Origin of the sequence: Robiginitalea sediminis, from assembly GCF_002198115.1 — a bacterium.
Classification (GTDB): Bacteria; Bacteroidota; Bacteroidia; order Flavobacteriales; family Flavobacteriaceae; genus Robiginitalea; species Robiginitalea sediminis.
In genome coordinates this window covers 216,791-231,454 of record NZ_NGNR01000001.1, presented here as the reverse complement: position 1 = coordinate 231,454, position 14,664 = coordinate 216,791, and the positions used below count along the sequence as shown (strand labels likewise).

The 14,664-nt window shown below is 58.1% G+C and carries 15 protein-coding genes; 2 read left to right on the top strand and 13 right to left on the bottom strand.

Annotated elements, in window-relative coordinates; genetic code table 11:
* Positions 1-1,011 carry a 2-oxoacid:ferredoxin oxidoreductase subunit beta gene (locus tag CA832_RS01010; RefSeq protein ID WP_088339699.1) on the top strand — a complete coding sequence of 337 codons (1,011 nt, stop codon included), beginning with the start codon at positions 1-3 and terminating at the stop codon, positions 1,009-1,011.
* 9 nt (positions 1,012-1,020) lie between these two features.
* On the opposite strand, the gene CA832_RS01005 is transcribed toward CA832_RS01010, so the two are convergent.
* From CA832_RS01005 to CA832_RS00975, 7 genes are read right to left on the bottom strand one after another with little or no spacing between them, the layout of a single operon-like run.
* Positions 1,021-1,596 carry an electron transport complex protein RnfA gene (locus CA832_RS01005; protein WP_088339698.1) on the bottom strand — a complete coding sequence of 192 codons (576 nt, stop codon included), beginning with the start codon at positions 1,594-1,596 and terminating at the stop codon, positions 1,021-1,023.
* 2 nt (positions 1,597-1,598) lie between these two features.
* Positions 1,599-2,198 (bottom strand): electron transport complex subunit RsxE, encoded by a 600-nt coding sequence (rsxE, locus tag CA832_RS01000; protein WP_088339697.1) that lies wholly within the window; start codon positions 2,196-2,198, stop codon positions 1,599-1,601.
* Positions 2,199-2,203: 5 nt separating this feature from the next.
* Entirely contained in the window at positions 2,204-2,794 is a 591-nt protein-coding gene (locus CA832_RS00995; RefSeq protein WP_088339696.1) for an RnfABCDGE type electron transport complex subunit G, read from the bottom strand.
* Positions 2,791-3,801: an RnfABCDGE type electron transport complex subunit D gene (locus tag CA832_RS00990; protein WP_088339695.1), complete on the bottom strand. Its 1,011-nt coding sequence runs from the start codon at positions 3,799-3,801 to the stop codon at positions 2,791-2,793. Before CA832_RS00990 ends, CA832_RS00995 begins: the two co-directional genes overlap by 4 nt.
* The gene (gene rsxC, locus CA832_RS00985) at positions 3,798-5,129 is read right to left on the bottom strand and encodes an electron transport complex subunit RsxC (RefSeq protein WP_088339694.1); all 1,332 of its coding nucleotides are present in this window, start codon (positions 5,127-5,129) and stop codon (positions 3,798-3,800) included. Before rsxC ends, CA832_RS00990 begins: the two co-directional genes overlap by 4 nt.
* Positions 5,122-5,988 (bottom strand): Fe-S cluster domain-containing protein, encoded by an 867-nt coding sequence (locus CA832_RS00980; protein ID WP_088339693.1) that lies wholly within the window; start codon positions 5,986-5,988, stop codon positions 5,122-5,124. The genes rsxC and CA832_RS00980 overlap by 8 nt, the downstream gene beginning before the upstream one ends.
* A gap of 6 nt (positions 5,989-5,994) precedes the next feature.
* A complete protein-coding gene (locus CA832_RS00975) occupies positions 5,995-6,441 on the bottom strand; it encodes a SoxR reducing system RseC family protein (protein WP_088339692.1) in 447 nt (148 codons plus the stop codon).
* 202 nt (positions 6,442-6,643) lie between these two features.
* Between CA832_RS00975 and CA832_RS00970 the strand changes: the two genes are divergently transcribed.
* Positions 6,644-8,818 carry an acylase gene (locus CA832_RS00970; RefSeq protein WP_088339691.1) on the top strand — a complete coding sequence of 725 codons (2,175 nt, stop codon included), beginning with the start codon at positions 6,644-6,646 and terminating at the stop codon, positions 8,816-8,818.
* Positions 8,819-8,822: 4 nt separating this feature from the next.
* Here the strand turns inward: CA832_RS00970 and CA832_RS00965 are convergent, their stop codons facing one another.
* The 6 genes from CA832_RS00965 to CA832_RS00940 all read right to left on the bottom strand — a co-directional run bounded on the left by CA832_RS00965 (position 8,823) and on the right by CA832_RS00940 (position 14,559).
* Positions 8,823-9,461 carry a hypothetical protein gene (locus CA832_RS00965; RefSeq protein ID WP_088339690.1) on the bottom strand — a complete coding sequence of 213 codons (639 nt, stop codon included), beginning with the start codon at positions 9,459-9,461 and terminating at the stop codon, positions 8,823-8,825.
* Between the two features lie 80 nt (positions 9,462-9,541).
* Positions 9,542-10,615: a dipeptidase gene (locus CA832_RS00960; RefSeq protein WP_088339689.1), complete on the bottom strand. Its 1,074-nt coding sequence runs from the start codon at positions 10,613-10,615 to the stop codon at positions 9,542-9,544.
* A gap of 4 nt (positions 10,616-10,619) precedes the next feature.
* Entirely contained in the window at positions 10,620-11,738 is a 1,119-nt protein-coding gene (locus CA832_RS00955) for a D-TA family PLP-dependent enzyme (protein WP_088339688.1), read from the bottom strand.
* Positions 11,728-12,204, bottom strand: coding sequence for a RidA family protein (locus tag CA832_RS00950; RefSeq protein ID WP_088339687.1), 477 nt, complete (start codon positions 12,202-12,204; stop codon positions 11,728-11,730). The genes CA832_RS00955 and CA832_RS00950 overlap by 11 nt, the downstream gene beginning before the upstream one ends.
* A gap of 10 nt (positions 12,205-12,214) precedes the next feature.
* The gene (locus CA832_RS00945) at positions 12,215-13,531 is read right to left on the bottom strand and encodes a gluconate:H+ symporter (protein ID WP_088339686.1); all 1,317 of its coding nucleotides are present in this window, start codon (positions 13,529-13,531) and stop codon (positions 12,215-12,217) included.
* 131 nt (positions 13,532-13,662) lie between these two features.
* Positions 13,663-14,559 carry a metallophosphoesterase gene (locus tag CA832_RS00940; RefSeq protein WP_088339685.1) on the bottom strand — a complete coding sequence of 299 codons (897 nt, stop codon included), beginning with the start codon at positions 14,557-14,559 and terminating at the stop codon, positions 13,663-13,665.
* Positions 14,560-14,664 lie beyond the last annotated feature (105 nt).

The following is a 14,664-nucleotide window of genomic DNA, read 5'->3' as shown; positions in this document are numbered from 1 at the left end:
ATGGAAGCGACAACCCCGAAATACACCTTTAAAGACTTTGCAAGCGACCAGGAAGTGCGCTGGTGCCCCGGTTGTGACGATTACGTGATCCTCAGGGCTATGCAAAAGGCGCTCCCCGAGATGGGCGTGCGCAAGGAAAATGTGGTCTTTATCTCCGGGATAGGATGTTCCTCCCGGTTCCCTTATTACATGGACACCTACGGGATGCATGGCATCCACGGAAGGGCCCCGGCCATTGCTTCCGGGGTAAAGCTGGCCAACCCGGACCTTAGCGTCTGGGTCATTACCGGAGACGGCGATAGCATGGCCATTGGCGGGAACCATTTCATCCATGTGCTCAGGCGCAACATCGACCTGAATATGATCCTGTTCAACAACCGGATCTACGGCCTTACCAAAGGGCAGTTTTCGCCCACTTCGACCGTGGGGCAGAAAACCAAGTCCTCGCCCTATGGAAACACCCAGCCTCCTTTCCTGGCCGGGGAACTGGCCATTGGCGCCCAGGCGCGCTTCTTTGCCAGGGCAGCCGGGAATACCCCCAAGGAGATGACGGAGCTTTTTATCGCCGCCGAGGCCTTCAAGGGAACCACCCTTATCGAGGTGTTGCAGAACTGCGTGATTTTCAACGACGGGTGCTATACCTCCTTTACTGACAAAAATGTGCGCGAGGACAAACAGCTGCACGTACGCCACGGGGAGCCCATGATTTTCGGTAAAGACCGGGACAAGGGACTTGTATTGAACGGCCTGAAACTCGAGGTGGTGACCGTTGGGGAAAACGGTATTACCGAGGCGGATATCCTGGTGCACGACGCCCACGAGCAGGACCCCACCCTCCACCAGATGCTGGTGCGCCTGGAGTACCCGCTGGTAACGGGCATTATCCGAAGCTTCCAGGATGTTACCCTGGAAGAGCGAAAGGATGCCCAGACCCGTCATGTAAAGGCCAATTCCCCCTATGCCAAAACAGACGACCTCTTCTTCTCCGGCGAAACGTACGAAGTAAAATAAAAGGAAGGGTTATACCAGGCCTGCAAACCCCAGGAATGCAAGGGAAAGGAGTCCGGCAACCAGCAGGTTGATCGGTACCCCTTTCATGCCTTCGGGCAGGTCTGCCAGTTCCAGGTATTCCCGGATACTGGCAAAGACCACCAGGGCCAGGGCAAAGCCTGCCGAGGAGGATACCGCGAAGAATACGGCTTTGAGCAGGCTGGCATTCTCCAGCCCCAGGGCCAGGATGGCAACCCCCAACACGGCACAGTTGGTGGTGATAAGCGGGAGGAAAACCCCCAGGGCCTGGTAGAGTGGCGGGCTTACCTTCTTCAGCACGATTTCCACCATTTGTACCAGGGCCGCGATGACCAGGATAAACGTAATGGTCCTCAGATAATCCAGTCCCGCAGGGACCAGGACATACTCGTGCAGCAGGTAGGTAACCGTGGTGGCTATGGTCATCACAAAGAGTACGGCCCCGGACATGCCCAGGGAAGTGGAGACCTTTCCGGAGACCCCCAGGAAGGGGCAAATCCCCAGGAACTGGGAAAGGACAATGTTGTTGACGAAAACGGCGCCGATCAGGATAGTCCAGTATTCCATAGCTAGGCAGATTTTTGGGTGAACCGGTTAAAGAGGTAGGCCAGGTACGCCAGGGCAATAAAGGCCCCGGGCGGCAGGATAAACAGGATAAAGGTGCTGGCATCCTCGGAGACAAACCGCAGGTCAAACAGGCTGCCATTGCCGAGGATTTCCCTGGTGGCCCCCAGGGCGGTAAGAGCTATGACAAACCCAACCCCCATGCCCAGGGCGTCTACTGCGGAATCCAGGAGGGTATTCTTGGCGGCAAAGGCCTCGGCCCGCCCCAGAATAAGGCAGTTCACCACAATAAGCGGGATAAAAATCCCCAGTTGCTCATACAGGAAGGGGATGTACGCCTCCAGGACCATTTCCACTACCGTCACAAAGGAGGCGATAATGACGATAAACGCCGGGATACGGACCTTGGCCGGGATCTGGGATCGGATCAGGGATACCACGATGTTCGACATCAGCAGCACAAAGAGGGTGGCCACTCCCATGCCCAGGCCATTGAAGGCCGAAGAGGTTACCCCCAGGGTGGGACACATCCCCAGCAGCATGACAAAGACCGGGTTTTCCTTGATAATCCCCTTCAGGAAATTCTGTTTTAATGCCTGTGCCATGTTCCTTACTTATCGGGTTGTGCATTTTGTTGATCCACGTAGGCCTCGTAGGCCATCAGGGCAGCCTCGCAAAAGGCACGGGAACTGATGGTGGCCCCGGCCAGGGCGTCTACCTCCCCTCCGTCCTTTTCCACCCGCAGGTCAAAGCCCGAAGGATTCTGCCCCCGGAATTGCCTAATAAAGGACTCGCCTTTCATTTTGGTCCCCAGCCCGGGGGTTTCCTTCTGTTCCAGGACTGCAATGTTGAGGATGGTACCATCGGGCTCGAACCCGACCATAATGCGGACATTACCACTATACCCTTTTTCGGAATACCCGGTAACGGCTGCTCCCACAAAGGTGTCGTCCATATAAGCCGGGTAGTATTCAATGCTGTCCCGCCCCACGGCCAGGCGGACAACCTGGTCAACCGGTTGGTTGTTGAATTCCGGAAGGACAGAAGAAAGGGCTTCCAGTTTGCGTGCCCGCTGGGCAGCGGCCTTGGGCTCCAGGGTCCATTGGTTCACAAACCCCAGGGTGACCCCGGCAGCCAGGGTGATGGCCAGCAGTACCAGTACCATATTGGCCAGGGTGGAGGCGCGTCGTTTCGGTTTCATACCATTTTGGCTTTGATTCTGGCCCCGAACCGCTTCGGCTTGAAGTACCGGTTAATCAAGGGGACAAATGCGTTCATAATCAGGATGGCAAAGGAGATGCCCTCCGGGTAGGAGCCAAAAAGGCGAATGACCACGGTAATGACCCCAACCCCAATGGCGAAGACCACCATGCCCTTGCGGGTCACCGGGCTGGTCACCAGGTCTGTAGCCATGTAAAAGGCCCCCAGGATGGCGCCCCCGGAGAGGACGTGCAGCAGGGGGTTTGCAAATTGTTCGGGGTCTGCCCACCAGAACAAGCCGGTCATCAGGGCAATGGTCGCCAGTACGGTAACGGGGATGTGCCAGGAAATGACCTTTCTGGCGATGAGGTAAATACCCCCCAGGATCAGGGCCAGGGCAGACATTTCGCCCAGGGACCCCGCCGTGAGGCCCAGCAGCATATCGGTATGGGAGGGGAGGCGGGTACTGATCTGGGACATGGTTTCCCCAAACTGCACCCCTTCCTTGATCATGCCCAGGGGAGTGGCACCGGTAACGGCGTCCACCAAGCGGGTGTTGTTCTCCACGGCCGTGGGCCAGCGGGTCATCTGCACCGGGAAGGAGACCAACAGGAATACGCGGCCTACCAGGGCAGGGTTAAAAACGTTAAAGCCGAGCCCCCCGAAGGAGAGCTTGGCGATCCCTATGGCCACCAGGCTGCCGGCTATTACCATCCACACCGGTAGGCCGGCCGGGAGGTTGAATGCCAGGAGCAAGCCCGTGATAAGCGCAGACCCATCCCCAATGGTCACAGGGGTCTTGAGTATGTACCGCTGGATGAGGTATTCGAATACCAGGCAGGAAACCACGGCGGCCACTGTAGTAATTACGGCGCTGTATCCGAAGACATAGAGGGAAACCAGCAGGGCCGGCATCAGCGCCAGCACCACGTCGAACATCAGTTTGCGGGATGTGCGGTCTGAGTGGACGTGGGGGGATGCGGAAACAATAATGGGTTGGTCGCTCATTGCTGGGCTGTTTTCGTTGCGAGTTGCCGGGAGATGCTCTTCCCAAAGCGGATATAATCCAACAGGGGCCGGTGGGAGGGGCACACATAACTGCAGGAGCCGCATTCGATACAGGTGAGGATGTCTTCCTGGGCAGCCTTCTCATACATCCCCTTTTCGGTGAGGTTCATCAGCAGGTGGGGTTCCAGGCCCATGGGGCAGACATTGACGCATTCCCCGCAGCGGATGCAATTCCGGGGCTCACCCCGGCTTGCCTCCCCTTCGGGAATGACCAGGATCCCCGAAGTCCCCTTGGTAACTGGCACATCGGTACTTTTCAGGGCCTTGCCCATCATGGGCCCGCCACTGACGATTTTCCGGGTATTTTCAGGTACTCCCCCAACGGCCTCCAGCAGGTCGCTGATGGGTGTCCCAATGCGGACCCAGAAGTTGGAGGGGTCCTGCAGGGATTTCCCTGTAACGGTGACCACGCGCTCGGTTAGAGGGCGGTTGTGCTGGACCGCCTGGTACACGGCATAAACCGTTCCCACGTTGTGTACTACCACCCCAACATCCATGGGCAGCCCGTTTTTGGGCACTTCCCGGCCCAGGAGTGCGCGGATGAGTTGCTTCTCGCCTCCCTGGGGGTATTTGACCTGCAGGGCGGCGATCTGAATCCCGTCGTTGCCGGCCACTTCCTTGCGGAAGAGGTCTATAGCGTCGCATTTGTTGTTTTCGATCCCGATGATGGCGCGCGTCACCCCAAGGGCCCGCATCAGGATGCGGATACCCACCAGGATTTGCTGTGACTTTTCCAGCATCAGGCGGTGGTCGGCCGTCAGGTAGGGCTCGCACTCCACCCCATTCACGACCAGGCAGTCTATCTGGTCTTCCTTAACGCTGAGTTTTACGTGGGAAGGGAAGGTGGCCCCGCCAAGGCCCACAATGCCGAAATCCGAGATGCGTTGGCGGATTTCCTCGGGCGCCATCGCAATTTCGGTTTTGAGCATTTCCTCCGGCAGGTCCTCGTTGGCAGGGTCCTTGGGGTCTGTCCGGATCACGATACACTGTTTTTTGTACCCACGGGTATCGACTACCATATCGAGTTTGGTGACAGTCCCGGCCACCGGGGAGTGGATGTTGGAGGATACAAAACCGCCGGAGCGAGCAATAACCTGCCCTACCGTAACCTTATCCTTGCGGTCTACGATGATTTCTGCCGGGATCCCGATGTGCTGGGCAATGGGGACATAGACCACTTTGGGTGCCGGCAGGCGGCGGATAGGCCGTCCGGAGGTAATCTTGTTTTCAGGGGGGTGGATGCCCCCTTTCGGGAAGGTCTTAAGCATCGCTTTCGGCTTTGGTCGGTTCGGCAACTTTCTCTTTTCTGGGCGGGAAATTGGTTTCTATAATGGACCCGGTAGGACACACCGGCACACATTTGCGGCAGAGGGTGCAATAGGCCGGGTCTATATAGGCCAGGTTGTTTTCGATAACAATGGCGTCCTTCGGGCAGACATCCAGACATTTGGAGCAACCGATACAGGCCACGGAACAGGCCTTTTTGGCCAGCCCGCCCTTCTCCTCGTTCAGGCAGCCCACAAAAATCTTAAGGTCCCGTTTCTTTTTAGGCCGCATCTCGATGATATTCCGCGGGCAGGCATCCACGCACATGCCGCAGGAAGTACATTTGTCGGTAATGACTACCGGTAGTCCGGTGGCCTCGTCCATGTACATGGCATCGAAGGAACAGGCGGCCACGCAGTCGCCGTCACCCAGACACCCATACTGGCAGTCGGTTTCCCCGCTGTAGATCAGGTCGGAAATGGCACAGGATTTAGGCCCCTGGTACTCCGAGGTTTTGGGCCGTACCTCGCAACTTCCCTGGCAGCGGATGACGGCTACCGTCGGGTCCTTTTCAGCAACGGCCTTACCCAGGGTCTCCGATACCAGCTTCATGACCTCGTTCCCCCCAACCGGGCAGAAGAGCTCCGATATATCTTCGGTGGCCACCAGTTTTTCGGCAAAAGCGCGGCAGCCGGGAAACCCGCACCCGGCGCAATTGGCTGCCGGCAGCAATTCCTCGACCTCGGCGATAAGCGGGTCTTCGTATACGTGGAATTTCTTGGAGACCACGTAGAGCACCAACGCGGCTATTACCCCGAGGGCGCCGAGCAGGATGATGCTGTTGAGTATGGAATCCGTCATGGTGTTTTACAGGCTTTGGAGTGAGGCTTTGAAGGTTTTCCTGAAATAGCCTTTCAGGGCATAGACCCCCGTGAAATAGGGAACCAAAACGGCCAGGGAAAGCACCCCGGCCAGCCATTCCTCAAAGAGGGCGGACCCGAGTATCAGGGTCCCCGTCATCAGGAGGAACGGAAAGACATATGCCCAGGCTACCGCTTTGTGGCCCAGGCCTTTTTTCAGGACCACCCGTACGGGTTGGTCCCGGGTATAGGTCTTGGTGGGATCGTCAATCTGAATCTGCTTGGCGGCCCCGTCGGAAACGCCGCAGGCGCCCTTGGCCCGACAGGATTCGCAATGCACGTTCTGGTCCAGTGTGACCGTTACGCTGTGGCCTTCCACGCGGGAAACCACACCGGAATGGACAAACACATCGGTATGTGAGGGAATCGAACCCATGGCTTTGGCTGTTTGCATGAGCAGATGGCTCGATGTGAAACTACTACATATGCCACCGGTATTTCATGATATATGTCAGCGTTGGGAAATGGGGGGCAGGACAGGCCAGATGCGCGGGAATCCATCTTTCGCCGTACATTTAAAGCATCGCGGCGGCCCGGGGCCTTGATAAACCGTAAAGGCCCGCCTGGAAAAACCGCCTCCATAAGACCTGAAACCTATGAGAAGTATCATTTTTTTGGCCTTTATCCTGGTAACCGCGTGTAAAACATCCCCTTCCCCGGAGGTTGCCCGGTGGGAGGACAGGGCCCGCAATGTGACCATTACCCGGGACGCTTTCGGGATCCCCCACATCTATGGGGAAACCGATGCCGATGCGGTTTTCGGGATGCTTTATGCCCAGTGCGAAGACGACTTCAACCGGGTGGAACAGAATTATATCTGGGCCATCGGGCGCCTGGCGGAGGTAGAAGGGGAAGACGCCCTCTACAGCGATTTACGCGCCCGCCTGTTTATGAGCAGGGAGGAGGCTGTTGCCGCCTACGAAAACAGCCCGCCCTGGCTGCGGGAACTCTGCGATGCCTTTGCCGATGGGGTGAATTACTACCTGCACACCCACCCGGAGGTAACCCCCCGCCTGCTTAAGCGGTTTGAGCCCTGGATGCCCATGTATTTCAGCGAAGGGTCTATTGGCGGGGATATCGAGCGGATCAGCACGGAGAAGATACGCGCCTTCTACGAGGCCGGGGCCGAACTCCCGGCCGAAGCCGTAGCTGCCATGGAAGCCGAAGCAGCCCGGGAGGAACCACAGGGCTCCAACGGGATTGCCATATCCGGGGCGCTTACCCAGTCCGGCAATGCCATGCTGCTGATCAACCCCCATACCTCCTTCTATTTCCGGGGGGAGGTCCATGTGTCAAGTGGGGAAGGCCTCAATGCCTATGGCGCGGTTACCTGGGGCCAGTTTTTTATTTACCAGGGCTTTAATGAAAAGACCGGCTGGATGCATACCTCCACCTATACTGACGTCATGGATGATTTCGTGGAAACCCTGGGCGAGAGTGAGCAGGGGCCGGTTTACCGGTACGGGGAACAGTGGCGCCCCGTTTCCGTCTCCGAAGTATCCCTGTCTTATAAGGCCGGGGATAGTCTGGTTTCCCGGACTTTTCCCATTTACCGGACCCACCATGGCCCCATCACGCACCAGCTGGGCGGGAAACCCGTGGCCTCCGCCATGATGTGGGATCCTGCCCGCGCCCTGGAACAGGCTTTTATCCGCACCAAACAGGACGGGTACGAAGGGTTCCGGGCCATGATGGATATCCGCACAAACTCCTCCAACAATACGGTCTATGCCGATGCCGACGGGAACATCGCCTACTTCCACGGCAACTTTATCCCCCGCCGCGACACCCGGTTCGACTACAGCCAGCCCGTGGACGGGAGTAACCCCGAAACGGACTGGCAGGGGCTGCATACGGTGGAGGAGAATATCCTGGTGCTGAACCCGGCCAACGGCTGGATACAAAACTGCAATTCCACTCCCTATACCGCTGCCCTGGAATACAGCCCAAAGCGGGAGGACTACCCCGGTTACATGACCCTGGACCGGGAGAATTTCAGGGGGGTGCACGCCATTTCCCTGCTTACCGGAAGGAGCGGGTATACCCTGGACAGCCTTATTGCCCTGGCCCACGACCCTTCCCTCCCTGCTTTTGAGGCGTTAATCCCGGGCCTGGTTGCCGCCTATGACAGCCATTCCCGCCTGTACCCGGAACTGGAAGGCCCCGTTTCGGCCCTCAGGAATTGGGACTTCCGGACCAACGCGACTTCTGTCCCTATGACCCTTGCACATTACTATGGTACCGCCTACGGCGCCAGGGGGACGGCCCCGGAGGGACTCACCCCTATGGAGCAAATGGTGTATTACGGGCAACAATCCCCGGAGCTCGAACGCCTCGAAGTACTGCAACAGGTGGTGGCCCGGCTTACCACTGACTTCGGCACCTGGGAGATGCCCTGGGGGGAGGTGAACCGCTACCAGCGTCTCAACGGAGATATCCGCCAGGCCTTTGACGATTCCAAACCGAGCATTCCCATTGGGTTTGCTTCCGGCAGGTGGGGTGCTCTGGCGGCTTATGGCGCCCGTTACCACAACAACACGAAGAAAATCTACGGGACCCGGGGCAACAGTTTTGTAGCCGTGGTGGAGTTTGGTCCGAAGGTTAAGGCGAAAACCATCCTGGCCGGCGGGCAGAGCGGGGACCCGGCTTCGCCCCATTTCGACGATCAGGCAGGGCGTTACGCCAATGCCGAATTCAAGGACGTGCTCTTTTACGAAGAAGAGGTGAAGGCCGGGGCGGTAGAGGTTTACCAGCCAGGGAAGCGCCAATAGGAGGTTATTCCTCCTCCTTGACGATAATCAGAGAGGCTTTGGAACCGGTAGACAAGAGCCACTTATTGGAATAGATGAGCTGGCCTTTCTCGTCATAAACGTCTACCTGTGCGGTATTGGGTCCGGTGGAACCCTGGTTGAGAGCTTCGAAGTCCAGGCGGTTAAACCCTTTCTCCAGCTCCAGGTTAACGCCCTTATAAGCACCTGTTAACAGGATGTTGTGTTCGGCCACCTTCCCGTTGACGAAAATGCGCACCCGGTCTCCGTCCACAAACTCGTGGTCTCGGCAAACCACCCCCACGAATTTGGCTGAGGTCTTGATGTCTCCCAGGTACATGTCGCCGTAATGCCGGTCCGACGATCCCTTTTCATTAAAGGCAATTTTGGGCTTAAGCACCAGGTCGTGTCCTGCCTGTTTCAGATCCCGGTCCGGGAGCATACGCACCTCGTTCTTCCCGGTGGTGACCCCAAGGTCGTATTCGGGGAGGTTGGGGCTAAGGGGGGATGCGGAGAAGGTGCTTTCAGGCTTGGCTTCCGGATCAGGGTCGGCCTGAATATTCAAAGGCTGTGTGGCCGGCATATCCGTTTGGGCGGACACCCTGGTTACCAGCAGAAGGAGCAGTATGGAGAGCAGCGTACGCATAGCCAGTGCTTCACGGTAAAAGTAGCAAATACCTTGCCGGGGTGGCCTAAATTGCTGTTAAATTCGATATGATGACGGGCTCAGTCCTGTGGCAATGCCTTCCGGAGGAACCCCAGGCCATTGTCCCGCAGGATATTCTGCTGGTCTTCTGCCTTGTAACCCATGGTGGCAAGGACTTCCCGCATGGTGACCAGGTCTGCGATACTGTTGAGGTCCGATGGGCTCTGCTCCCGCCCGAACCCTCCATCCAGGTCGGTTCCCAGGCAGCTGTGGCGGCTGTTGCCGGCCAACTGGCAAATATGGTCGATGTGCCGGGCCACGTCCCGAAGGGTTACCGGGGTGTTTTCCGGCGTAGAGGTACCCCGGACCCAGCCGGGAACCAGCATCCAGGCATCCATGGCAGCCCCGATTACCGCCCCGCGCCCAATGAGCAGGCGCAGCTGCTGGTCCGAGAATTGCCGCTGGTCCGGAACCAGGGCCCTGGCGTTGGAATGGCTGGCCCAAATGGGCCCGTCGTAGCGTTCAACAGCCTCAAAAAAACAGGCGTCGCTCAGGTGGGTAACATCCAGCACCATCCCCAGGCGTTCCATGGCGCGCAGCAGGCTCCTGCCCTTTTCGGTGAAGCCTCCTTCGGTATGGGTGCCCATGGCGTAGGTGCCTGGGCCGTAATGTGCCGGTCCCAGAAGGCGCAGCCCTTGTTCCCAGGAGCGCTGCAGGAGCTCCGGATTGAGGATGGAATCCGCCCCTTCCAGGCTCAGGACATACCCTATGGGCACACTCCCCGGGCCTGTCTTCTCCCAGTCGGCCACGTGCTGGTCCAGGGCTTTGGCCGTGGTAATCTGCCTTAGGTAGCCCTGCCGTTCCATTTCCTGGTACCAGGCCAGCTGCCCCTGGGTCTGGGCCCAGGCCTGGGGCGGGGAATGCCATCCCGGCAGCGGGTTGGCAGGCTTTACATACCGGGCGATAAGAGTGGCCACACAGAGGCCGACCTGTCCTTTTTGCATTTCGGGGAAACACACCGTCCCCCGGCGACGGTCCGGTTTGTCGGCCATTCCCTGTTCCCTGGCCCGTATGTCTTCCAGGGGGAGTCTCAGATCGCGGTTCCATTCCATGGCGTTCATGGCCAGGTCCAGGTGGGCATCGAATACCAGCATACTCTTAAATGTTGAGTTGGTAATCCCGGGCGGCCACTTTCCAGCTGCCGGTTACCCGGCCTTCGGAAACCGTCAGCAGCCTGGGATATTTGGCCACGGTAGGGCAGACATGTATGGGGATGCCGTATACTTCCTGCCCCACCTGGAGGGTACTATTTTCCGGACAGGTGAGCACCAGGTGTTCCTCGCTTTGCCCGGTTTGCCGGCAGGCTTCCAGGCCCATGAGGTGCACCCGCGGGAAATCCATCTCGGGGGCAATGGCTTTGTGGCCCAGGTCCAGGCACCAGGTGCCCGGGGCGGGGTGGCTTACCACGCGCGTCAGGAGTACAGCCGCGGGCAGGAATTCCATATCCCGGAAAAATTCGCCGTACCGCGCATCCCAGAGCAGGGTTGTGCCGGGGCTGAGGTCTACCCCGTCCCTTTGACAGTGTACCGGAAAGGAAGGGGAGCCCCCGGCGATGACCGAAGGCACAGGAAGGCCCCGGGCTTCGAGGTGTTCTTTCATTTCTTCCACCGGGGCGAAGGCGGCATCGCAGGCCGCTTTCCGGTCTTCCAGAAGCGGGTCCCGCAGATGGCCGTCGTAGATATGCAGGCCACCAGGCTCTACGGCATCCATGCCACAGAGTTCCGCGTACAGGGCCTCTGCCTCCTGGCCAGGTATAATCCCGGTGCGGTTCATCCCTACATTCAGATCCAGGAACAAGCGGACGGCAGTACCCCGCGCTCCCGCCTGGGCATTGAGTTCGGACAGGGACTTCCTATTGTCTACCAGGGCTGCAAACTGGGTTTTGGGATAGGCTTCCTGTAGGTCCAAAAACCGTTTCTGGTCCGGACCTACGGGCTGGTAGGCCAGGAGGACATCGGCAGCCCCGCATTGGCCCAGTAGTTCGGCTTCTGCAATGGTAGCGCATTTGAACTTGGAAATGCCCCGGTCCATTTGCATGCGGATGATTTCAGCCGTCTTGTGGGTTTTGATATGCGGCCTCAGGCGACCCGGGTCGCCGGCCATCCGGATCATGGTATCGATATTTAGGGCTATCCGCTCCGGGTAGACCAAAAGCGCAGGGGAGGGGATAGCCGACGGGTCTTCCAGGGCATACCAGGCGGTCTGTTTATCGGGCATCGGGCTTGAGTTTGAAGATGGCTTCGATTTCCACGGCGACATTCCCCGGGAGCATCATCCCCACGGCACTCCTTGCGCCAACCCCGTTATCGGGGCCGAAGACCTCTGCCATCAGCTCGCTGAACCCGTTTATCACCAGGGGGTGCTGCGCAAAATCCGGGGTGCAGTTCACCATCCCCAGGGTCTTGACCAGGCATTCAATACGGTCTACGGAGCCGAAATGCGTCTCTATGGTGGAGAGCATGGTAAGGCCCACCTGGCGGGCTGCGGCTTTGGCGGCATCCAGGTCCATGTCGTCCCCGGCCCTACCAGTGCGGTAGGTGCCGTCTTTAAGCATGGGCCCCTGCCCGGATACATAGAGCATGCCGTCTATGATTTTTACGGGTTTGTAGAGCCCGGCGGGCGGGGGTGCCGGGGGCAGATCCCCGCGCAGTTCCCGGAGGATATCGGAAGGTTTTTGTTCCATGATAAAGCGTTTAGATAAAGGTATTGAGAATGAGGACCCCAATCAGGCCCATGACCCCTACGGTGGTTTCCATAACAGTCCAGCTGCGCAGGGTATCGTTTACCGAAAGGTTGAAATATTCCTTGAAAAGCCAGAAGCCGCTGTCGTTTACATGGGACAGCATCAGGCTGCCCGAGCCGATGGCCAGTACCATAAGCTCCGGGCTTACCCCGCTCTGGTGTACCAGGGGCAGGACAATACCCGCTGCGGTAAGGCCTGCCACCGTAGCCGAGCCCACGCAGACCCGGATGGCCGTGGCAATGCCCCAGGCCAGGATCAGGGGGGAAATGGTGGAACCTTTCAGCAGGTCTGCGATGTAATCGCTCACCCCACTGTCTACCAGGACCTGTTTCAGGGCCCCGGCGCCTGCAATAATCAGGGTGACCATGGTAATTCCCGTAACCCCTTCGGAAACGGTTCCCATCACCTCTTTCATGCTCCTGCCCCGGGCCAGGCCCAGGGTATAAATGGCAACCAGGACTGCAATAAGCATGGCAATGACCGGGTTCCCCAGGAAGGAGATAACCTGAGTTGCGGGGTGCTGCTCCGGGAGGAGGTACCCGCATATCGTGGCCAGGGCAATGAGCAGGACGGGAAGCAGGGCCGTAAAGATACTAACGGCGGTACCCGGCATCTCCTCATCGGTAAGCACCCTGGGGTTGATAAATTCTTTCATGGGGGTAGCGTTGATGCGCCCGAGGGTCCGGGCAAAAAGCGGACCTGCCACAATGATGGCCGGGATTGCCACGATGATCCCGTACACCAGGGTTTTACCAAAGTCTGCTCCAAACATGTCCGAGATGGCCGTAGGGGCAGGGTGGGGCGGGAGGTAGCCATGGGTAACGGAGAGCGAGGCCAGCATGGGGATGCCCACATAGAGTAAGGGGAGCCCGGTGGCTGCGGCAACCGTAAAGACGAGGGGTACCAGGATCACGAAGCCCACAGAGTAAAACATGGGGATACCCACAATAAACCCGGTAAGGACCACGGCCCACTGGATGTACCGTTTCCCGAAGCGCCCTACCAGTTTGGTGGTAATCCGCTGGGCGGCACCGCTGTCTGCCACCAGTTTGCCCAGCATGGCCCCCAGGCCTAGGATCAGGATGAGAAACCCGAGGGTGCTCCCAATCCCGTTTTGGACCGAAGCAACGAGGGCTTCAAGCGGCATGCCTTCGGCAAAGCCCACCATAAGGGAGACGATGATAAAGGCGATAAAGGCGTTGAGCTTAAACCGGGCAACCAGCAGAAACAGGAGCAGGATGCCCCCGATAACAATCAATAAAGGCATAGAACCTAAGCGTTAGGAGGTTTGGTGCTCCTAAAGATAGTATTTTCCGGCAGCCCGTCCTGGTTCAGGCCAGGGCAACTGTTTTTATTCTGAAGTGTATAGGCTGTTTGTCCTGCTTTCCCGGATTAATCTCAGGCTTTGGCGTAATCCGAAAGGTTCTCCGGGCCTTCCAGAAGCAGGCGCACCACTTTTAGGACCCCCTCTTCCGTGGTGGCAATCTGCCACTTAATCAGGCTGATGCGCCCCCCTTCGATCTCCAGGCCGGTAATACTGCGCGGGTGCACGCAACTCCCGTCGTTGAAGAACGGGATTTCCCCGGGCTCCGGGAAGCGCGGCCTGTGGGTATGCCCGGCCACCGTGACCCGCATCTCGTTCTCCAGGATCCACTTCTTGATCCGTTTTTCGATGCGGATGAGTTCCTTGTAATTCTTGGCGGGGGAGGTGGGGTCTGCGATGCCCACCACCTGCAGGGGCTTCCAGAGGACGCGCACCAACAGACGGCTCCACCGCCAGTAGGTGTAGTTCCACCAGTCTGCCTGGTGCCCGTGACACAGGAAAAGTTCCTGCCCGGTGTGCTCATGGCGCAGGCGGATTCCTTCCTCGTACCGGATGCCCTCAAAAAGGGCCTTGTCGCGTCCGTCTATGGGTTCGAAGTAACTGCTGAGGTGTTTTTCCACATAAGCAGGGTCCTTATACACCATATCGTGGTTCCCCCAGATCATAAAAAGCCGTTTTTCCAGGTGGAATTTCCGCAGGAGTTCATAGACATTTTTATGGGCTTCGAAAATGGCATCGAAGTGTACGTTTTCCCATAGTTCATCCCCGTCACCGAGCTCAAAGTAGAGGAACCCCTCGTTGTAGTAGTGCTTCAGGGCGTGGAAATAGATGTTCCGGTTGTTGGCAAAATCGTCTGCAAAACTGTTGTCGCCCCGGTGGCAATCGCTGAAAAGCACAATCCGGGTGTCGTCGTTAAAGGGGACCACCCGCGCCTGGGCGTAGGCGCGATCTAGACGTTTGCGGAAGGTCATGTGGTTTGTTTTGATAAATATCCAAAAAATGTGCGGATTGGCGGGTGCCCGCCACCTTCATGGTCGTTTTTTGTAATTTTATGGACTTTTGGCAGACTAACGGGC